The organism is Streptomyces hiroshimensis (assembly GCF_014650335.1).
In the GTDB taxonomy this organism is placed as follows: domain Bacteria; phylum Actinomycetota; class Actinomycetes; order Streptomycetales; family Streptomycetaceae; genus Streptomyces; species Streptomyces hiroshimensis.
The window spans coordinates 1-18,845 of the sequence record NZ_BMUT01000019.1 but is presented as its reverse complement, the minus strand read 5'-3'; the positions used below and the strand labels follow the sequence as shown (position 1 = coordinate 18,845).

At 72.2% G+C, this 18,845-nt stretch carries 21 protein-coding genes; 12 read left to right on the top strand and 9 right to left on the bottom strand.

Translation table 11 applies throughout. The annotated features are described in order from the left end of the window. Window positions 1-174 precede the first annotated feature (174 nt). The 3 genes from IE241_RS30890 (at window position 175) to IE241_RS30880 (ending at window position 4,474) form a co-directional block, all read left to right on the top strand. Window positions 175-2,211, top strand: a complete 2,037-nt coding sequence (locus tag IE241_RS30890; RefSeq protein WP_229900084.1) for a M6 family metalloprotease domain-containing protein — start codon at window positions 175-177, stop codon at window positions 2,209-2,211. A gap of 266 nt (window positions 2,212-2,477) precedes the next feature. Beyond that, window positions 2,478-3,392: a universal stress protein gene (locus IE241_RS30885; RefSeq protein ID WP_190025171.1), complete on the top strand. Its 915-nt coding sequence runs from the start codon at window positions 2,478-2,480 to the stop codon at window positions 3,390-3,392. Window positions 3,393-3,535: 143 nt separating this feature from the next. Beyond that, window positions 3,536-4,474: a universal stress protein gene (locus tag IE241_RS30880; RefSeq protein ID WP_190025170.1), complete on the top strand. Its 939-nt coding sequence runs from the start codon at window positions 3,536-3,538 to the stop codon at window positions 4,472-4,474. Between the two features lie 27 nt (window positions 4,475-4,501). Here the strand turns inward: IE241_RS30880 and bla are convergent, their stop codons facing one another. Beyond that, window positions 4,502-5,419 (bottom strand): class A beta-lactamase, encoded by a 918-nt coding sequence (gene bla / locus IE241_RS30875; protein ID WP_373300810.1) that lies wholly within the window; start codon window positions 5,417-5,419, stop codon window positions 4,502-4,504. Window positions 5,420-5,553: 134 nt separating this feature from the next. On the opposite strand from bla, the gene IE241_RS30870 reads away from it, so the two are divergent. The 5 genes from IE241_RS30870 (at window position 5,554) to IE241_RS30850 (ending at window position 7,710) form a co-directional block, all read left to right on the top strand. Beyond that, the gene (locus IE241_RS30870) at window positions 5,554-6,057 is read left to right on the top strand and encodes a DUF3515 domain-containing protein (protein ID WP_190025168.1); all 504 of its coding nucleotides are present in this window, start codon (window positions 5,554-5,556) and stop codon (window positions 6,055-6,057) included. A gap of 90 nt (window positions 6,058-6,147) precedes the next feature. Then, window positions 6,148-6,429: a hypothetical protein gene (locus tag IE241_RS30865; RefSeq protein WP_190025167.1), complete on the top strand. Its 282-nt coding sequence runs from the start codon at window positions 6,148-6,150 to the stop codon at window positions 6,427-6,429. Window positions 6,430-6,677: 248 nt separating this feature from the next. Continuing rightward, window positions 6,678-6,860 (top strand): hypothetical protein, encoded by a 183-nt coding sequence (locus tag IE241_RS30860; protein ID WP_190025251.1) that lies wholly within the window; start codon window positions 6,678-6,680, stop codon window positions 6,858-6,860. Then, window positions 6,860-7,210 (top strand): ArsR/SmtB family transcription factor, encoded by a 351-nt coding sequence (locus IE241_RS30855; RefSeq protein ID WP_190025166.1) that lies wholly within the window; start codon window positions 6,860-6,862, stop codon window positions 7,208-7,210. The genes IE241_RS30860 and IE241_RS30855 overlap by 1 nt, the downstream gene beginning before the upstream one ends. 17 nt (window positions 7,211-7,227) lie before the next feature. Then, window positions 7,228-7,710: an ATP-binding protein gene (locus IE241_RS30850; protein WP_268254441.1), complete on the top strand. Its 483-nt coding sequence runs from the start codon at window positions 7,228-7,230 to the stop codon at window positions 7,708-7,710. 127 nt (window positions 7,711-7,837) lie between these two features. Here the strand turns inward: IE241_RS30850 and IE241_RS30845 are convergent, their stop codons facing one another. From IE241_RS30845 to IE241_RS30835, 3 genes are all read right to left on the bottom strand, one after another. Continuing rightward, window positions 7,838-8,293 (bottom strand): pyridoxamine 5'-phosphate oxidase family protein, encoded by a 456-nt coding sequence (locus tag IE241_RS30845; RefSeq protein WP_190025165.1) that lies wholly within the window; start codon window positions 8,291-8,293, stop codon window positions 7,838-7,840. Beyond that, entirely contained in the window at window positions 8,290-9,978 is a 1,689-nt protein-coding gene (locus IE241_RS30840; protein ID WP_373300809.1) for a SulP family inorganic anion transporter, read from the bottom strand. The genes IE241_RS30845 and IE241_RS30840 overlap by 4 nt, the downstream gene beginning before the upstream one ends. Before the next feature lie 68 nt (window positions 9,979-10,046). Then, on the bottom strand, window positions 10,047-10,388 hold the full coding sequence (locus IE241_RS30835; RefSeq protein WP_190025163.1) for an ArsR/SmtB family transcription factor: 342 nt from the start codon (window positions 10,386-10,388) through the stop codon (window positions 10,047-10,049). A gap of 162 nt (window positions 10,389-10,550) precedes the next feature. Between IE241_RS30835 and IE241_RS30830 the strand changes: the two genes are divergently transcribed. After that, window positions 10,551-10,904 carry a zinc ribbon domain-containing protein YjdM gene (locus tag IE241_RS30830; RefSeq protein ID WP_190025162.1) on the top strand — a complete coding sequence of 118 codons (354 nt, stop codon included), beginning with the start codon at window positions 10,551-10,553 and terminating at the stop codon, window positions 10,902-10,904. Window positions 10,905-10,952: 48 nt separating this feature from the next. On the opposite strand, the gene IE241_RS30825 is transcribed toward IE241_RS30830, so the two are convergent. The 5 genes from IE241_RS30825 to IE241_RS30805 all read right to left on the bottom strand — a co-directional run bounded on the left by IE241_RS30825 (window position 10,953) and on the right by IE241_RS30805 (window position 15,003). Next, entirely contained in the window at window positions 10,953-11,453 is a 501-nt protein-coding gene (locus IE241_RS30825; RefSeq protein WP_229900080.1) for a S26 family signal peptidase, read from the bottom strand. Continuing rightward, complete coding sequence (locus IE241_RS30820) at window positions 11,450-13,372, bottom strand: ABC transporter ATP-binding protein (protein ID WP_190025161.1); 1,923 nt, start codon at window positions 13,370-13,372, stop codon at window positions 11,450-11,452. Before IE241_RS30820 ends, IE241_RS30825 begins: the two co-directional genes overlap by 4 nt. 71 nt (window positions 13,373-13,443) lie before the next feature. Beyond that, a complete protein-coding gene (locus IE241_RS30815; protein ID WP_190025160.1) occupies window positions 13,444-13,998 on the bottom strand; it encodes a TlpA family protein disulfide reductase in 555 nt (184 codons plus the stop codon). A gap of 93 nt (window positions 13,999-14,091) precedes the next feature. Further along, window positions 14,092-14,646, bottom strand: a complete 555-nt coding sequence (locus IE241_RS30810; protein ID WP_190025159.1) for a MauE/DoxX family redox-associated membrane protein — start codon at window positions 14,644-14,646, stop codon at window positions 14,092-14,094. Window positions 14,647-14,805: 159 nt separating this feature from the next. Further along, a complete protein-coding gene (locus tag IE241_RS30805; protein WP_190025158.1) occupies window positions 14,806-15,003 on the bottom strand; it encodes a hypothetical protein in 198 nt (65 codons plus the stop codon). Between the two features lie 894 nt (window positions 15,004-15,897). Between IE241_RS30805 and IE241_RS30800 the strand changes: the two genes are divergently transcribed. The 3 genes from IE241_RS30800 to IE241_RS30790 form a co-directional block, all read left to right on the top strand. Next, the gene (locus tag IE241_RS30800; protein ID WP_190025157.1) at window positions 15,898-16,746 is read left to right on the top strand and encodes a PLL family lectin; all 849 of its coding nucleotides are present in this window, start codon (window positions 15,898-15,900) and stop codon (window positions 16,744-16,746) included. 272 nt (window positions 16,747-17,018) lie between these two features. Further along, entirely contained in the window at window positions 17,019-18,044 is a 1,026-nt protein-coding gene (gene argC, locus IE241_RS30795) for an N-acetyl-gamma-glutamyl-phosphate reductase (protein WP_190025156.1), read from the top strand. Window positions 18,045-18,135: 91 nt separating this feature from the next. After that, window positions 18,136-18,845: bifunctional ornithine acetyltransferase/N-acetylglutamate synthase (locus IE241_RS30790; protein ID WP_190025155.1), on the top strand; the 710-nt coding region annotated here is incomplete at its 3' end.

The window sequence follows — 18,845 nt, the reverse complement described above, 5'->3', positions numbered from 1 at the left end:
GGGGTCGTCATCGTCGCAGCCCGGCTGCGACGAAGGCGGCGTCACGAGGGACCCGTAGGCACTCCGCTGTCCGTAGGCGCTCTGGCGTCGCACCTGTCCCCGGCTCTACCGTGGCCCCGCTAGGCACACTCGAACAAGCGCTTGTCATGAACTTGCCAATTCAAGAGGTGAGCCGTGTTCCTGCGCCGCAGACGTGTCCGTCGACTGCGTCGACTCAGCGTCGTCGCCCTCCTCCTCGGCGTCGTGGCCGCCGTCGCCGCGGGCCCCGCCCGGGCGACGCCCGATGCCGATCTCCGTAAGCCCCCGCCCCTCGTCCAGCCGATCGATCCGCAGCACTGGCGCAACCCCGACGACATGACCTGGGCCGAATACCGTGCCGTCCCCGGCACGAGCTGGGCCGACCCGGACCGCAAACCCACGCAGCGCAAGTTCAAGGGGGCCCTCGTCCTCCTGGACTACCCCGACGAGGAGTTCTCCGTCAGCAAGCCGGCCGGTGCCGCACGGTTCGGCAACCCGCTGCCCAGCGCCTCCGGAATCCCCCGCGCGCAAGTCCCGAAGTTCTACGAGGACTTCCTCAACAAGCCCGGTGCACTCAACCACGGCCACACCATCAACGAGTACTGGATGGAGGACTCCGGCGGCCGCGTCGGCGTCGCACTGACCTCCTTCGGCGTGTACCGCATGCCGTGGAAGTCCTACCAGTACGGCATCGAGCCCGGCATGAACCCCGGCGCGTGCCCCGTGGGCGACACCTGCGGCAAGGACATCCGCGCCGACGGCAAACGGGCCTGGGTCGATGCCGTTGGTGCCGGGAAGCCCGGCGAGTTCGACTTCGTCTTCTACCTCACCGCCGGCGTGGACGAGTCCTCCGCCTGGCAGGAGTTCGGGCAGATGAAGTTCCGCTCCGCACAGGACGTGCCGGCCGCCTGGGGACCCCCGTCGCCCATCGCCTCCGGCCTCAACGCCGCGAAGACCCGCTACGTGCCGTGGACGTCCTGGCAGGCGGCCGCCCGGATCTGGCCCAACGCCGCGGACGGCTCCTCCACCCAGGCCGAGAGCTCCGGCATGGCCACCTTCGCCCACGAGCTCAGCCACATCCTCGGCATCGGCGACAACTACAACAACCCATACGGGACCCCGCTCAGCCGCGCCTACACCGGAATCTGGAGCATGCTCTCGCGCGGCTCCTTCAACGGCCCCGGCGGACCGCACACCCGCTGGCAGATACCCGCCACCGCAGGCGGCTCCATGGGTGCCCAGCACGTCCTGCGGGACAAGATGAAGCTCGGCATCGTCGACGAGAAGAACGTCCTGCGCCTCGACCGCGACGCCCTCAAGAACTCCGGGCTCGTCGTCGCCCGCGTCACCGCACGCTCGGCCCCGCCCGGCGAGAAGGGGCTCACGGGCGTCAACATCACCATGGGCCGTGACCTGTCCCCGGCCTGCGACCGCACCACCGACCCCCTGTGCGACGGCGGCGGCTACGACAACTACACCGTCGAGGTCGTCGACCGCATGGGCATGGACTCCTTCACCCCGGACAGCGGCGTCCTGCTCAGCAAGACCAAGAACGCCGACCGGGCCCCCTTCGCCTGGGTCGTCGACGCGCACCCCGAGGACATCGGGCTGACGGACTTCACCCGCCCCGACGGCACCCCGCAGAAGATCACCATGGGGGACTACCGGCAGCTCAGCGACGCGCTCTTCCACGCGGGCGCGGACTCCGGCAGCTCCTACGAGTACGTCGACGAGGCCAACCGGCTGCACTTCTACGTCCTGAACGTGCAGCGCGACGCCACCGGCGTGCTCTCCTACGACATCGGCGTCAAGTCCCTGGACGGGGCGGGACCGCAGGCCCGCGGCCTTGCACTCGGCCGCGGCACGGTGAAGAGCGACCCCGAAAAGGGACGGGCGGTGTGCACCTTCGGCCTCGCCAACACCGGCAAGGGCGCCCCGCAGGGCGACCCCACGCTGTCCTCCGACGTCTACCGGCTGTCCGCCACCGCCTCCGGGCGCGGCTGGTCCGCCTGGCTCCCCAACCGCCTGACCACTGCGGCCTCCGGCGCCTCCGTCCCCGTCGACGTCGCCGTCACGACGAAGCCGGGCGCGGAACGCAAGGGCACCGTCACCCTCACCGCGCGCTCGGAGAGCGACCCCGGCAAGACAGCGAAGGCCGTGTGCTCGCTGACGAAGCCGGGCAGGTCCACCTGACCAGGTGCCAGGTGCCAGGTGCCAGGTGCCAGGTGCCAGGTGCCAGGTGATCAGGTGATCAGGTGATCAGGTGATCAGGCGAAATCTCCCGTGAAGGAGGCCCCGCGAAGGAGGCCCCCTGGAGCGGTGGCGGGGCCGTTCGGCCGGGGAGCGGGGGCCCTTGGGCCCACGCGGGGCAGGCGCTCGCGGAGAGACGGTGGGTACGCGCCGCGGACCGCACGACGGTGGCGCCGGCCGAACCCGTACTCACCCGGAGGAAGCACGCCATGCCCCCTACCGTCATCACCGGACTGGACGGCTCGCCCGAATCGCTCGCCGCCGCCGAGTGGGCCGCGCACGAGGCCCGGCTGCGCGGGCTGCCGCTGACGCTGCTGCACGCGCTGGAGGACTGGACGCCCTCCTACGGCCTCGCGGCGCTCAGCGGAGCGGAGTTCGACCCCGCACGCTGGGCGGGCTCCCTCCTCAGAGAAGTGGCCGGGGAGCTGAGCGAGGAGCACCCCGGCCTGGAGATACGCACCGAGCAGGTGGAAGGGCGCCCCGTCGAGCGGCTGGTGGCCGCTGCGAAGGAGGGCGAGGTGCTGGTGCTCGGCTCCCGGGGGCTCGGCACCCTGAGCGGCTTCCTGACGGGGTCGGTGTCCATGTCGGTCCTCGCCCGCGCCGAGCGGCCGGTGGTGCTCGTACGGGCGGGGGAGCAGGCCGGGAGAGCGCAGCCGCCGGCGCGCGCGGGCGGCGGACGCCGCCCGGAGGAGGCGTACGGCGACGTGGTCCTCGGCGTGGACCTCTCCCGGCCGTGCGACGAGCTGTTCGCCTTCGCCTTCGAGGCGGCCGCGGCCCGCGGTGCCCGCCTGCGGGTCGTGCACGGCTGGAGCCTGCCGCCCCTGTTCGGATACGACCCGGCCGCGGTCGACCCGCGGCACGTCACCGACCTGGCCACGCGCGAGGCGGTGGCGCTCACCGACGCACTGCGGCCCTGGTGCGGCAAGCACCCCGGCGTACCCGTCGACGAGCAGTGCGTGGTCGGCCGCCCCGGAGAGCACCTGACCGAGGCCGCGGCCACGGCCTCCCTGCTCGTCGTCGGGCGCCGCGCGCGCCGCTCGGTGATCGGCGCGCGCCTGGGGCCCGTCACGCACGCCGTGCTGCACCATGCAGGCGCCCCCGTCGCGGTCGTGCCACACGGCTGACGTGCGGGGATCCCGCACGGGGCCGTGCTGTCCAGACGGAGTCACTCGTCCGTGTGGCCGCGGCTTCCGTCCCCTGCGACAGTGGCAGGGACGGCCGGACAGTGGCCACATCGAGAAATCGTCGCCCGCCCCATGGAGGCCCTGTGTCCGGCGTGATCACCGTTGGCGTGGACGGAAGCGAGCACGGCAAGGCCGCCGCGGACTGGGCCGCCGCCGAGGCGGCCCGGCGGGGCATGGAGCTGCGCCTCGTTCACGCCTGGGTGTGGCAGCCGCTGGACCTGCCCGTCACCGCGGACACCGAGGCGCAGCAGCGCTGGGCCGAGACGCTGCTGCGGGAGACACGGGCCCGGGTGACCGCCCGGTGGCCCGGCGTGCCGGTGACCGCCCGGCTCCTGCCCGCCGATCCGGTCCCGGCGCTCGTGGCGGAGGCGACCGAGGCCGACATGCTCGTTCTCGGCTCGCGCGGCCACGGGGCGCTGATCGGCTATCTGATCGGGTCCACCGCCCTGCACGTGCTGCGGCAGGCCAGGGGGCCGGTCGTGCTCGTACGCAGCGACGGCGATCCGGCCGACGGCCGGAAGGAGCCGGTCGCCGGCCGAGGGGAGCCGGTCGGCGGCCGAGGACAACCGGTCGCCGGCCCCGCCGCCCCGGAGGAGGTGCTGGTGGGCGTGCCCGGGGCGGAGGAAGAGGCCGGTGCCGTCCTGGAGTTCGCCTTCGCGGCCGCGGCCGCGCGGGGAGCGAGCCTGCGTGCCGTACGCGCCTGGTCGATCCCCCCGGTGTTCGCCTGGAGCCCGGCGTCCATGCGGCTGGCCGACGAGGCGGGCGGCCTCGAACCGCTGGAGAGGAAGCGGCTGGCCGACGTCCTCCAGCCGTGGCGGGAACGGCATCCGCAGGTGGAGGTCGTCGAGCACGTCGAAGTGGGAAGTGCGGCGCAGGTGCTGCTGTCCGCCTGCGAACGAGCCGCCCTTCTGGTCGTCGGGCGCCACGCCTCCGGGCCTCACGCACCCCAGCGGATCGGTCACGTGGCGCACGCGGCCCTACACCACGCCCCGTGCCCGGTGGCGGTGGTCCCGCAGCCCTGAGGCGGGGTGCGGGACCGCCGCCGGCCGTCAGGCGAGGAGCGGCGCCAGGAGCTCGGCGGTCTTGCGCACGAGAGCCTCGTCGCCTGCGGCCTTCGGCTCGTGCTTGGTCGTCAGGACGGAGACGACGACCGGCGACCTCTTCGGGGTCCAGACGACGCCCACGTCGTTGCTGGTGCCGTAGCTTCCGGAGCCGGTCTTGTCCGCGACGGTCCATCCCTTGAAGCCGGCGCGGAACTTGTGGTCGCTGGTGGTGTTGGCCAGCAGCCATCCCGTCAGGCGCTTGCGGTCCGCCGGGTCGAGCGCGTTGCCGAGGACGAGCTGTGCGTAGGTCCGGCCGATGGCGCGGGGGGTGGTGGTGTCGGTGATCCGGTCCGGCTCCGCCGAGTTCAGCTTGGGCTCCCACCGGTCGAGGCGCGTCGTGCCGTCCCCGATCGAGCGGCAGAAGCGGGTGACGGCGGTCGGGCCGCCCAGCTCGGTGAGCAGGAGGTTCGCCGCGGCGTTGTCGCTGTAGGAGATGGCGGCGCCGCAGAGCTCCTCGACGGTCATGCCGTTGGCGACGTTCTTCTCCCGGCCCGTCACCTCGTCGTAGCCGGAGTCCTTGGCGTACTCGGCGGTGTAGTGGATGCGCTTGGCGAGGAACGTGCCGTCGTGGTCGAGGTCCCGCAGGACGGCTGCGACGGCGACCGTCTTGAACGTCGAGCACATGGGGAACAGCTCGTCGGCGCGGTGGACGACCGTCTTGCCGGTGACCATGTTGCGGGCGAACACCCCGAGGCGGGCGGAGTGTTCGGCCTCCAGCGCGCGCAGCTGACGGGAGATCCGGTCCCCTGCAGACGTCGATGCGTAGGCCGTCCCGCCCGTGGACACGGCCGCGGCCAGCGCCGTACCGGCACCGAGGGTGAGCACCGTGCGGCGGGAGGGCTGTGCACCTATGCTTTTCAAGATCGTATTCTCCTTGTGTCTTGCACGGTCTGGTTGCCAGTCAATACGCACCTGATGGTGTGGTTGGTTCCACTTCAGTGCCGTTCAGCCTCATTGGTGCGTACTTGTACGCGCTTGCATGTGTGAAGGAGCACCCGGTGCAGCCTTGGATCCGCCGGTTACGCGGCCTGCCCGTCGTCGTGGCGCTCCTCGTCGCCGCCGGGTCGTCGTCCACCGGTGGCGCTGCGGCCCGTGCCGTGCCGAGGCCGACGGGGCAGGAGGCCGCTCACTGCCGCGCGCTGCACGCGGAGCTGCCCGCCGCCCTGGCCGGGCTGGAGCGGGGGACCTCCGGCCCCGTCTCGGAGTTCACCGCGGACTGGGGCGACCCGGCGGTCGTGCTGCGCTGCGGGATACCGCACCCCGACGTCCTGACGGTGGGCTCCAAGAGCTTCGACCGCTACGCCTCCGCGTGGGAGATCGGCGGCATCGAATGGTTCCCGGTGCGGCTGCCCGACGGCGGTGTCCGCTGCATAGCGATCCACCGCGCGGCCTTCGTGGAGGTGGTCGTGCCGAAGGAATACGGCGGTGACGGCACCGGCCAGACCGCCCTCGCCGAACTGGGCCCGCTCATCGTGAAGGCCGTTCCCGAAGGGTATGTCTAGCCGGGTCTCACCCTAAAGTTGACATCGAGGGTCGTGCGGGGCGGGCAAGCGGCGATCCGGTCCCGGGTCGGCCTGCTGTCCGCCGGCGCCATGACGGCGACGATCCGGCCGCGGCAGATGTACGTCGTCCTCACCGACCGGCGTCTGCTGTTCTTCGACGCCTCGACCAGCACCGGCAAGCCGGGCAAGATGCTGATGGAACTCCCGCGGCCGTACGTTGCGGCTGCTGAGCCGAGGAAGGGCATGTTCGGGCTCACCCTGGTCACCGAACTGGCCGTGGCCGGCCAGAACCAGGGGCTCAAGCCGGCCTTCCCGACAGCGTGCCGGGCCGAGGGCCGGCAGTTGACCGGGGTCTTGCCGGTCGCTGCCTGAGGCGTGAGGCGCTCAGCACCTTTGTGCATTACCCGTGAAGGTGCCGTGGACGCGCGGGAAGCGCCCCGGCCGGCAACAGCCCGTACAACCGCTCAGCGCCGGGCGCCTTGTCCGGGTCTGCCCCTCCCCGCCGAGAACGGCGTGTATCGCTGTCCGGAGTCGAACACAGGAGGCCGAGGGCGCCCAGAGGGTAGGCTTGAAGAGTTCTTCAATTCACCAGTTGTCGTAGTGGCCAAGATGCATCAGATGTGGAGGTCCGGGTGGGCGGGTTCGTCGAGGCGGCGCGGGGTCGGGTGAGCCAGGCGCGGGCGGCTCTCGGTGCCGCGAGGGAAGCCGGTGACGTGTACGCGGTGGCCGTGGCAGAGGATGAGCTGGAGGACGCACTGCGTATCGCCGAGGCGCATGGTGTGGACACGGAGGGCGAGCTGTGATGAGGGCGCCGGTTCCGCTGTATCAGGCGAAGGCCGAGTTCTTCCGGATGCTCGGGCATCCGGTCCGTATCCGAGTGCTGGAGTTGCTCCAGGACGGGCCGAAGCCCGTGCGTGATCTGCTGGCCGCGATCGAGATCGAGCCGTCCAGCCTGTCCCAGCAGCTGGCCGTGTTGCGCCGCTCGGGCATCGTGACCTCCACCCGTAGCGGCTCCACGGTCGTCTATGAACTCGCCGGCGGCGACGTGGCCGAGCTGATGCGGGCCGCTCGCCGCATTCTCACCGAGATGCTCAGCGGGCAGAATGAGCTTCTCGAGGAACTCCGTGACGCCGAGGCGGAGGCTTCGCGGTGACGTGGCGTCGCAGGCGCATGGTGCCGGCGGCAGCGTGCGAGGGCGGTGCGTCTTCGCCTGTATGGCGGCGCATTCTGACGATTCCGCTGGTTCCCGAGGCGGTGCGGCAGGCACGGCGTGATACGACGACGGTGCTTTCGGAGTACGGACTCCGCCCGGACTCGGCCTTCGTCGGCGCCGTTTTGCTGGTGGTGAGCGAGTTGGTCGCCAACGCCGTGCGGCACACCGCCGACCAGTCCCCTACAGCGGATGTGACGATCGCGGTCGGAGCCGGTCAGCTCGTCATCGGCGTGGCCGACCAGGACCCGCGTCTTCCTGATCTGTCCCCGGCAGCGGTGGGGGACGGTCTTCGGACCGTCGCCGATCTGGCCGCCGCCTACGGCGGCACGTTGAGTGCGGAGCCCGCCGTGCACGGCTGCGGCAAGATGATGCTGGCCCGCTTCTGCGTCCCCGGCGACCTGAGCTCCCACGGAAGGCGCGCCGGTTCCCGCGCGTATTGAGATCACGTACCTGCACGCCGACGGCAGCCGTCCCACGCACACAGCGGACGCGGACGAGATCCGCTCCTTCGTGGCGTGGGCCGCGCGGACCGGGGTGCGTCCTGGGCGGCCAGGGCAGTGGGCTGTTTCACGAAGCCGTGAACCGGGTCGTGCCGCCGGCGGCACCGGAGCCGTCGACGGCGTGGGCGAAACGGAAGGCGGCCACGGTCTGCGGATGGATGCGCAGGAGCGTGTCGTGGGGGCCGTGGGCCCAGCCGGGGAGGGTGCGGCGGTAGTGGGCGGCCTCGTCCGGGCTCGTGATGACCTCGGCGAGGCCACCGGCTGTCACCGCCCAGCCGGTGCCGGTGTCGGGGTGGAGATAGTCGCAGTGATAGGTGACGGTGACACGCCCGAAGAGGGCGGCACTGGAGGCGGGCGTGCGGATGACCAGCCGGCCGTACTCCAGAACGTGGCAGGCGGGGCGCACGGCGACGGCATCCCGCTGCTCGTAGACGATGCGGCCCTGGGAGACGCCGCCGAGCAGGTACCAGGCCTCCTCACCGGAGACCTCGAACATGCGGCGGAGCGGGCGAGAAGTGGTCATCGGGAGGACTCCTCAGTGATCACGGCTGCGGGGGCGTGCGAGCGCGCCCGGGCCGGGACGGCAGGGGCGGGGGGCAGGACTCCGGCGCCGTGCAGGTGGCTTCGTGCCGCGGCGATGGCTTCGGGGGTGCCGGCGTAGTCGTCGCCCGTGGCGGCCCGGAGCAGGCCGAGGGCGCCGACGGAGTCGAGGACGTGGCGCTGGCCGGGGCGTATGCCGGAGGCCAGGACGGTGATGCCGCGCCGGTTCAGCTTGGTGACCGCGTCCTTCAGGACGAGGGCGCCGGTGGCGTCCATGGTGGTCACACGGGACATGCGCAGGATCACCACGCGCACGTCCGCGACCTCCGAGAGCTCCAGCAGGAAGCGGTGGGCGGCGGCGAAGAACAGCGGCCCGTCGATGCGGTACGCCACGATGTGCTCGGTGAGCAGCGCGTGCTCCTCGGCGCTGTGGTCGCCGGTCAGGTCCGCTTTCAAGGGAACCTGGTCCAGGCGGACCTGCTTGGCCACCGCCCGCAGGGCGAGCGCGCCGGCGACGAGCAGGCCGACGATGACGGCGTAGACGAGGTCCAGGGCCACGGTGGCGACCGCCGTGAGGATCAGCACCAGGCCGTCGGAACGCGTGGCGCGGGCCATCGCCCGCAGGCTTCCCACCTCGACCATGCGGATAGCGGTCGCGATCAGTACGCCGGCGAGCGCGGCCAGCGGGATGCGGGAGACCAGCGGGGCGGCGGCGAAGACGATGACGGCGAGGACCGCGGCGTGGGTGAGGGCCGCCAGTCGCGAGCTCGCGCCTGTACGGACGTTGACGGCGGTGCGGGCTATCGCGCCGGTGGCCGGGACGCCGCCGAACAGCGGGGCGGCCAGGTTGGCGATGCCCTGCCCGAACAGTTCCTTGTCGGGGTCGTGCTTCTGCCCGACGGTCATGCCGTCCGCGACGGACGCCGACAGCAGCGATTCCAGCGCGGCCAGGGCCGCCACGGCCACGGCGGGCGCCAGCAGCGAGCCCAGTGCTCCGAGGTCCAGGAAGGCCGGCGACGGGGCGGGAAGCCCCGCGGGCAGGTCCCCGATCGGGCGGGCCGCGTCCAGGTGGCACAGCTGTGCCACGACGGTGGCACCGATGACCGCGAGGACGGAGAAGGGGATGGCCGGCCGCCACCGCGCGCCGATCAGCATGAGTGCGGCGACCGCTGCCGCCAGTCCGGCAGCGGTCCAGTTGGGCTCCTCGGCGAAGGCCTCGACCGCTCGCCAGGTCACGACGAGGACCTTGTCGCCCTCCGGCTTGGCGACTCCCAGGGCGTTCGGCACCTGCTGCAAGCCGATCACGCAGGCGATGCCGAGGGTGAAGCCCTCCACCACCGGGGCCGGCACGTATTGCATGTAGCGGCCGGCGCGGGCGAGGGCGAGCGTGATCAGCATCAGTCCGGCGAGCAGGCCGACCGTGAGGACACCGCCGGGGCCGTACCGGGCGACGATGGGCACCAGGACCACGGTCATGGCGCCCGTGGGCCCGGACACCTGGAGATTCGACCCACCGAATATCGCGGCCAGCGCGCCCGCCACCACCGCGGTGGCCAGCCCGGCCTCCGCGCCGAGACCGGAGGAGACGCCGAATCCGAGGGCGAGTGGCAGGGCCACGATCGCCACGGTCAGACCGGCCAGCAGATCACGGCGCGGGCTGCGGCCCATGCCTGCGAGGTCGGCGCGGGTGGGCAGCACGGAACGCACCCGGGCCCGCGCCCGGACGGCAAGGGAGCTCACCGGGCACCGACCTCGGCTTCCCTCAGCTCCTCCAGCAGCTCGTGCTGCCCATTGAGCATCTCGGTGAGGATGCGGCGCGCGGCGGACATCAGCTCGGCCACGTCGCCGCCGGCCAGCTCGTAGACGACCGTGGAACCGGTGCGGGTGGAGGTCACGATGCCCGAGCGGCGCAGCACCGCCAGCTGCTGGGACAGAGCCGAGGGCTCGATCTCGATCGCCGCCAGCAGATCACGCACCGGCATCGGCCCGTCCTGCAGCAGCTCCAGTGCACGGATACGGACCGGGTGCCCCAGCATCCGGAAGAACTCGGCCTTCGCCTGATACAGCGGAACCGGCACGGAACCTCAGCCTCTCGCCTCACCGAGCCTCCTGCCCGGTGCGCGGAGGCAGCGTCTGGTGCTGTGCCCGCGGCTACCTGCAGGCACAGCAAAACCATCATGTAGCGAATTGCACATTTCTGCAATTCGTCATCCTTGCGGGTCCAGGCTTACAGTGGCCCGGTGACCGAGAACCTGCCGCCGTGCCCCGAATGTTCCAGCGTGCACACCTATGAGATGGGTGCGCTCCTGGTCTGCCCCGAATGCGGCCACGAGTGGCCGCCCGCGACCGCCGAATCCGCAGACGGCGCCGAGGGCGGCGTGATCAGGGACGCGGTCGGCAACGTACTCGCCGACGGCGATACCGTCACGGTGATCAAGTCCCTGAAGGTCAAGGGCCACCCGACCGGTATCAAGGCAGGAACCAAGGTCCGCAACATCCGCCTCGTGGAGGGCGTGGCCGGCCACGACATCGACTGCAAGATCGACGGATTCGGCGCCATGCAGCTCAAGTCCAGCGTGGTCAAAAAGGCCTGACCCGCCGGCGAGGTCGGCCTGCGGTGAGATCCTGCTCGCCCGGGCAGGTCACCGCCGGAGCAGCACCGTTCCCAGGACGCGCTCCAGCGGGAAGTAGCCCACCTCCCGCGAATCGAAGCTCACCCGGCCGTTGTCGCCGAGGAGGATCACCTTGCCCGGCGGTACGCGCTCCTCGGGCGCCGTGGCGGGGGAGGGCAGGCAGTCGAGCGGGACGAGGTCGCCGGGGAGCGCGGCCACGCGTTTGATCAGCCAGTCGCGGCCGTGGACGCCGGCCGTGCCCGCCTCGGGGCGTACCGGCGGTGCGGGCCACGTGCCGCCGCCGGCCGGCCGCTCGGCCACCACGACCTGGCCCACGGCCGGCCGCGGGCCGCGCCGGACCAGGACGCGGTCGCCGTCCCGGAAGGCCGGCGCCATGCTCGTGCCGCGGACGGTGACCACGACCAGACCGCGCGTCAGGCATACGGCCGCGCCCAGCGCCGCGCCCGCCGCGGCACCTGCTGCGACCCCGGCCGCGCCGCGCAGCCGCCGCCGCACGGGCCCGGCCGTCACCGGGGCTCCCCGGTGAACGCGGGCTCGCTCCCGGCGCCGCTCCCGGCACCGGTTTCGGCCCGGTAGCCGGCGGCCTGGAGGGCGAACAGGCGCGCGTAGCGGCCGCCGGAGCCGATCAGCTCGGCGTGCGGGCCCTGTTCCACGACGCGGCCGTCCTCCAGGACGGCGATGACGTCGGCGTCGCGCACCGCGCCCAGGCGGTGGGAGATGAGGAGGCCGGTCCGCTCGCCGCGGTGCCGCCGCAGCGCGGTGTGGATCTCGTGCTCCGCCTCGGCGTCGAGCCCCGCCGACGGCTCGTCGAGGATCATCAGGTCGCGCTGGTCCCGCAGGAACGCGCGGGCGAGCGCCAGCCGCTGGCGCTGGCCGCCGGAGAGGATCACACCGGTCTCCGGGTTGTCCTTGTCGGACTCCATGAAGAACCTCCGCGACAGCAGCGTGTCGTACCCGTACGGCAGGCCCGCGAGCCTGGAGTGGATGCCGGCGCGCTCCGCGGCCGCCTCGATCCGAGGACGGTCGCCGAGCGCCGTGAGATCGCCGAGGGCGATGTTCTCCGCCGCCGTCATGTCGTAGTGCATGTAGTCCTGGAACACCGCGCCGATGCGCCGCCGCAGCTCCGCCACGTCGACCGTACGGATGTCCACGCCGTCCCACAGGATCGCGCCGCGCTCGGGGTCGTAGAACCGGCACAGGAGCTTCACCAGGGTGGACTTGCCGGCGCCGTTGAGCCCGACGAGGGCCAGCACTTCGCCGTGGCGCAGGCGCAGGCTGGCGCCGCGCAGCACCCACGGGTGCTCCTCGGAGTACCGGAACCACACGTCGCGCAGCTCGATGCCGAGGGCCAGCGGTGGCAGTGGGGCGGGTGCGGCGGGCACGGGCAGGTCCGGCCCGGCCCCCGCGACCACGAGGTAGTGGTCGAACATCAGCAGGGCCTGGTGCGAGCGGGCCACTTCGCTCGCCAGGGTGGCCAGCGCGCCCTGGATGCCCGCCACCGCGGCGACGAACATGACGACGTCGCCGGCCGACAGGGTGCCGGAGTGCGCGGCGCCCACCGCCCACAGCAGCCCGCCGCCGGAGACGAGCGCGGCCAGCAGTCCGAGCCCGGACTGGACGACGGCCTCGCGCCGGTCCACCGTGCGCTTGGCGCCGTCGGCCGTACGCCGGTCGGCCAGCATCCGCCCCCGCAGGAACGCACCGATGCCGAAGAGCCGTATCTCCTTGGCCGCTTCGACGCTCGACAGCAGCTCGCTGTAGAACATCTGCCGCCGCTCGACCGGTCCGACCTCCCACAGCGTGCGCGCCTTGCGCCGTGCCATCGCGACCTCGGACACCAGCGTGGGCACGGCAGCGCCCAGGACCAGGGCGGTCATCCACGGGCTGAGCAGCGACAGGGAGCCGAGGAACCCGCCGATCGTGATGGCGCTGCGAGCCATGCCGACGGCTCCGTCGACGGCCTGGTTGGGCATGCCGCCGCCGGAGCTCTGCGCGAGCCGCAGCCGGTCCAGGAAGCGCGGGTTCTCGAAGCGGCCCAGGCCCGCGAAGCCCTCCACGGCCGTGAACAGCCGGTCGTCGGCGAGCAGTCCGACCCTGCGGTCGAGCTCGCGCCGCAAGTACTGGCTGACCTGCGGCACCACGGCGATGACCGCCCCGGCCGCGGCGAGCCCGGCGCCCAGGCCCAGCAGCGTGCCCAGGGAGGCGCCCGAGCCCAGACCGTCGAGCATCAGCTTGGTCAGCCAGGCGGTGACCACGGGGAGAGCGCCGGCCACCAACGTCAGCGCCAGGTAGCACGCGAGGGCCGCGGGGGCCGCGCTCGCCACCAGCGCGGCGGCCGCGGCGATCCGCCGGGCGGAGGCGCGGGGGCCGGCGGAGCGGGCGGGAGGGAGGCCGGCGGCGTCGGCGGGGGCGGTGCCCGGGCCGGGCATCGGTGCAGGGCCCGGTCCAGGGCCCGGCCCCGGACCGGGGGCTGCCTGGTGCCGGCCGTGGTCCTGCCCGTTCATGCGGCTACGACGGGGGAATCCAGGTTCACGTTGTTGCGCGCGATCACGGGCCTGCCGGCGCCGTCCGAGGCGACCTCGAGCAGCGTCGGGAACCCCATGATCTGGAAGGCGTCGGTCAGGACGGGCTCGCTGCCCTGCACCACGACGCGGGCGACCGGGCTCAGCTCGGCGACCTGCCCCTTGGCCCGCTCGGGCGTGCCGACCACCACGGCCAGCACCTGCTTCCGGCCGCCGGGCACCGTACGCGCGTACTCCGCGAACTTCGGCAGCATCTCGTGGCACGGGCCGCAGCTGGGGGAGAAGAACGCCACCAGGGTGTCGCCGGACAGCGACTCGCGGGTCAGCAGCTCGCCGTCGACGGAGACGGCCTGGAACTCGCCGACCTCTTCACCGACCTTGATGACGGGCGGTCTGCCGGGCGCGTTGCCGTCGGCCATCTTGGACAGCATCGCGGTGTGCTCCCGCAGCCGCTTGATCACCCCCAGGGTGAGGATCAGGTCCAGCGTACAGAGCAGTCCCACCAGGACCACCGCCGCGATCAGGACGGGCATGGAAGTCGTCTCCTCTGGGATCACTTGGCGTCGGTTGTTCGGAGTCGGTTCGCAGTCCGCAGTCGGTTCGGAGTCGGTTCGAGCCGGTCGGGATCACTGGCCGCGGGCGAGGCCCGGAGCGCCCTCGACGGGCCGGAACAGATCGAGGATGTCGTCGAGCGCGGCGACCAGCCCGCCCAGGAGCAGGCCGCCGAGCACCGCCACGGCCGCGCCGCCCGGGGTGGTCGCCCCGGGCACGGCGACGGCCGCCGCGCCGGTGACCGCCGCGGCCGTGAGGGCGAGGTTGCGCACGATGTGTCTCGGCCCCAGTGGGCTCGCCGAGGCGCCGAAACACCGGCAGGGCGTACGCACTCCCCGCCGTACGGAGACCGCGATGGCGGCCGTGAAGACCGCCAGCAGTCCCGCCGCGATCACCAGTCCCGCCACCGTGGCGGCCGTCACCGGCACGGCGAGGCTCACGCACACCGCGCACTCGGCGGCCACCACGGCCCGGGCCACCGACCGGGCCCGGCGTGAGGGCATGATCCGCATGCCCTCCACCGAGACCACGAACCGGTCGAACGCTCTTCGCCCCGCTGACTTGCCGAGGGACGAGGCGAGGAAGACCGCGCCGATCAGACACTGGATTCCGATTGCCAGATAGCCCACCTGGGTTTCCTCCTCCAGCCGTTGTCGTGACGCTCGCGGTCGTGACGCTCCCGGTCGGGGCGGTCGGTCATCGCCGGCCGGGTCTCTCAACCGGTCGGCAGGAGAGTGCTGTTCTCGGCGTTGTGCCGGGTGCTGCTCTCAGCGCCGTTCTCGCGATCGCTAGCACTGACAGACGATCGTGGGACAGCCGTTGGAGTTGCAGCAGGCCCAGCAGGGGGCGTTGTAGCCGCACTTGCCGCTGCACTGCCAGCAGGCCGGGTAGTTGCCGCAGGACAGGAGCTCCGCGGCCGCAGCATCGATCTCGGGCACGAACTTCCCGAGCAGGCGACTGCCCAGCTCGGTGAGCTTTGCGTACATCGACACACTCCTCACGTGATCGGTCTTGATCGGATCGGGTGTGAACCGGGCCGATGCCCGGTGCTTACGCCGGTCGAGTCTCATCGGGCCGCGGAGGGGCGGATAGTGCAGTTTCCGGCCGAGTGGGCGGGCAGGCCGGGACACCCGGGCGGACCTCCGGGTGGCGCGAAGCGGCTCTTGCGGAGTGCGGGAGTCGTGGTTCCGGCGTACGGGCCGACGGGAGGGGGAGGCCGCCGGGCTCTCTGCACCCCCCGTCCGGACCGGCACATTCCCCTGCCCGCGCTGAATCCGTGCCTCCGTACGGGCGGGGAGTACGCGCACTGGCCAGCGCCGGTGCACGCCGTACTTCTCCGTACTTCTCCGCCACCGGCGGTCGGCGGCCGAGGAAGTGGAAGAGACAGATTCCGGCCGATGGTTCCGTGCGTGAAGGCAAGGGGCCGAGGAGGTGGTTCCACTTTCTTGCGGGGCGTGGTAGGTCCGCCGCCCAGGCTTCGTTCAGGACAGCGTTACGGCTCCTGTGTCGCGTACGGAGGTGCTGCCGCGTACGTCATGTCGACGTCCGGCCCCTGTTCCTCGTAGGCCGTGCGGACGCACGTGCCGTTGTCATGTCCGGGTGCGGAGGTGTCCGTGCCGGAAACGGGGTCGTGCCGGGCGAGCGCGATCGAGGGCGTGGTGGGCGGGAGGGTGCCCGGCTCCGGCGCCTGCAGCGGAGGTGACGTCGCGTTCCGCCCGACAGCATGGGCGGGAGGGCGGCCGGGCGCGCCGAGGCCGGTTCTCTCCGGCCTGTTACCCGGAACGTGTCAGGGGCGCACTCACGGCGTGATGCGCCCGTGCCGGGTGAGCGGAATTGCGAACGCGTGTGTGAAGTGGCCTGTGTGGGGTAGGTGTTGGCCCATGGGGAGAGCCTTCCGGAGTGTCACTCGTGCTGCTGTCGCGCTCGCCGTCGCCTGCGCGGGAGCTCTGGTCGCCGCGCCTGCGGCACCCGCGGCGCAGGTCGCGGTCGAGGGCGCCGCCGCCACGACGCGGGCCCCGGTGTCGGGGGGCTGCAGCATGGACCCCGGGGCACAGGGCGTCGCCACCGGCGCGTCCGGCAGCCCGGTCTCCGTTCCCCGTGCCGACGGCCGCGTCGATCAGTTCCAGGTGTTCTACGACTCCACTGCCACGCAAGGCCTGCCGTTCGTATGGCATCGTGCGCAGTCGGCGCCCGGGGGCTCCTACGGGGCCTGGGAGCGGGTCAGCGCCGGCACGGTCGGCCCGAAGGCGAGCTTCGTGACCGCAGTCGAGAATGCGGCGGGCGGGCTCGAGGTGTTCTGGCTCGACCACGGCGGCTTCTGCCACTCCGTGCAGGGACCGGCGGGCGGGCAGTGGTCCACGCCGGAGAACTTCGGCCTCCAGCCGTCCCCGTACCACGGCTTCCTCGTGCTCTTCAAAAGGTCGAACGGCACCCTGATAGCCATGGCGTCCTCCGGCAAGCCGGACCGCTCCATGGAGTCGCGCACCCAGCTGAGCTCCGACGGCGTCTGGCACCCGGCGGAGATGATGGGCAAGGTGCCCGAGACGGATGTCGGTCTGGGGCAGCCGAGCACCGTCACCGAACTGCCCGACCAGCGGCTGAAGGTGACGGCCCGTGAGTGGAACCGCGACCGCTACTGGCAGATCGCCGAGGAGGCCCCGAACAACGGGATACCCAGCGGATGGTGGGCCGCGCGGTGGCAGCTCTGCGCCACGCCCCAGTGCGACTGAGGTGCGTCTCCGTCACCGTGTGACCCCGCCGATGTGATCTTTTCGCCGAACGAAGTCGATCACTTGCCCGATGCAGGTTAGGTTAGCCTAAGCTAAGTCCCGCTTCGGGTGTCGTCCTGCACTCTTCGAGACCGCCTTGCCCTGCACGGCGGTGGTAGTGCTGCGCGGAATCCGATGCCGGCTCGGCCTTTCTTCGGCGGGCGGATTTGCGTGCATCCATGCAGATGCGTCCTGCCCTGGCGATGAACGACGCAAGGACGGAACGACGGAACATGGTGCGCACAGCTGTGGCGGGCGCGAGTGGATACGCGGGCGGTGAATTGCTGCGGCTGCTGCTGGGGCATCCCGACGTCGAGATCGGTGCGGTGACCGCCGCGTCCAACGCCGGGCGGCCCGTGGGGGAGGTGCAGCCCCATCTCGCCCCGCTGGCCGGAAGAGTCTTCGAGGAAACCTCCCCGCAGGTCCTCGCCGGGCACGACGTCGTTTTCCTCGCGCTGCCGCACGGTCAGTCCGCGGCCGTCGCCGCCGAGCTCGGTGACGGGACGCTGGTGATCGACTGCGGTGCGGACTTCCGGTTGGAGGATGCGGGGGAGTGGGAGCGGTTTTACGGTTCGGCGCATGCCGGGACGTGGCCGTACGGGTTGCCGGAGCTGCCGGGTGGGCGGGAGGCGTTGAGGGGCTCGCGGCGTATCGCGGTGCCCGGTTGCTACCCGACGGCGGTGTCGCTGGCGCTGTTCCCGGCGTATGCGGCGGGGCTGGCCGGGTCGGATGCGGTGGTCGTCGCGGCGTCGGGGACGTCGGGTGCGGGCAAGGCGGCCAAGCCGCACCTGCTGGGGTCCGAGGTCATGGGCTCCGCCGGCGCCTACGGTGTGGGCGGCTCCCACCGGCACACGCCCGAGATCGTCCAGAACCTCTCCGCGGTCGCCGGACGGCCCGTCAGGGTCTCGTTCACCCCCACCCTCGTGCCCATGCCCCGCGGCATCCTCGCCACCTGCTCGGCCCCGGCACTGCCCGGCGTGACAGCCGGGAGCCTGCGGGCCGCGTACGAGAAGGCGTTCGCGGACGAGCCCTTCGTCCACCTGCTGCCCGAAGGACGACAGCCCACGACCGGAGCCGTGGTCGGCGCCAACACCGCGCTGGTGCAGGTGGCGCTGGACGAGGCGGCGGGGCGGATCGTCGTGGTGAGCGCGATCGACAACCTGACCAAGGGCACGGCCGGTGGCGCGGTGCAGAGCATGAACATCGCCCTCGGTCTCCCCGAGGAACTGGGCCTGCCGGCCACGGGGGTGGCGCCATGAGCGTCCGCAGGCTGATCGCGACCGTGCTCGCGCGGCTGGTGCCGTGCGACCCCCGAGACGTCCGGGCCGCAGCCGAGAACGAGGAGAAGCAGTGAGCGTCACGGCAGCGAAGGGATTCACGGCGGCGGGCATCTCCGCCGGGATCAAGGAGAGCGGCAGCCCCGACCTGGCACTGGTCGTCAACCGCGGTCCGCGCCTGGCCGCCGCGGGCGTCTTCACCGCCAACCGCGTCAAGGCCGCGCCTGTGGCGTGGTCGCAGCAGGTTCTGGAGGGCGGCCGGGTCTCGGCCGTGGTCCTCAATTCCGGCGGTGCCAACGCCTGCACGGGACCGGACGGCTTCCGGGACACCTGCGCCACCGCCGAGAAGGCGGCCGAGGTGCTGGGGCAGAGCGCGGGCGAGATCGCTGTGGCGTCCACGGGTCTGATCGGTGTGCGGCTGCCTATGGACCGGCTGCTGCCCGGCATCGGCAAGGCGGTCGGCGAACTCTCGGAGCACGGTGGTGAGAAGGCCGCCATCGCGATCAAGACCACGGACACCGTGCACAAGACGGCCGTGGTCCAGGGTGACGGCTGGACGGTGGGCGGCATGGCGAAGGGCGCGGGGATGCTGGCGCCCGGGCTGGCCACGATGCTCGTGGTCCTGACCACGGACGCCGACATCGATGCTGCCGGTCTTGACGCGGCCCTGCGCGCCGCGACCCGTACGACCTTCGACCGGGTCGACTCCGACGGCTGTATGTCCACCAACGACACCGTGCTGCTGCTCGCCTCGGGCGCCGCCGAAGTCACCCCGGCCCAGGA

Bases quoted from the DNA above. Each gene is read 5' to 3' on its own strand.
- IE241_RS30885 (WP_190025171.1), top strand. From the start codon at position 2,478: ATGCCCCCTACCGTCATCACCGGACTGGACGGCTCGCCCGAATCGCTC.
- IE241_RS30865 (WP_190025167.1), top strand. From the start codon at position 6,148: ATGACGGCGACGATCCGGCCGCGGCAGATGTACGTCGTCCTCACCGAC.
- IE241_RS30855 (WP_190025166.1), top strand. From the start codon at position 6,860: ATGAGGGCGCCGGTTCCGCTGTATCAGGCGAAGGCCGAGTTCTTCCGG.
- IE241_RS30850 (WP_268254441.1), top strand. From the start codon at position 7,228: ATGGTGCCGGCGGCAGCGTGCGAGGGCGGTGCGTCTTCGCCTGTATGG.
- IE241_RS30845 (WP_190025165.1), bottom strand. From the start codon at position 8,293: ATGACCACTTCTCGCCCGCTCCGCCGCATGTTCGAGGTCTCCGGTGAG.
- IE241_RS30840 (WP_373300809.1), bottom strand. From the start codon at position 9,978: ATGGGCCGCAGCCCGCGCCGTGATCTGCTGGCCGGTCTGACCGTGGCG.
- IE241_RS30820 (WP_190025161.1), bottom strand. From the start codon at position 13,372: ATGCCCGGCCCGGGCACCGCCCCCGCCGACGCCGCCGGCCTCCCTCCC.
- IE241_RS30815 (WP_190025160.1), bottom strand. From the start codon at position 13,998: ATGCCCGTCCTGATCGCGGCGGTGGTCCTGGTGGGACTGCTCTGTACG.
- IE241_RS30805 (WP_190025158.1), bottom strand. From the start codon at position 15,003: ATGTACGCAAAGCTCACCGAGCTGGGCAGTCGCCTGCTCGGGAAGTTC.
- IE241_RS30800 (WP_190025157.1), top strand. From the start codon at position 15,898: ATGGGGAGAGCCTTCCGGAGTGTCACTCGTGCTGCTGTCGCGCTCGCC.
- argC (WP_190025156.1), top strand. From the start codon at position 17,019: ATGGTGCGCACAGCTGTGGCGGGCGCGAGTGGATACGCGGGCGGTGAA.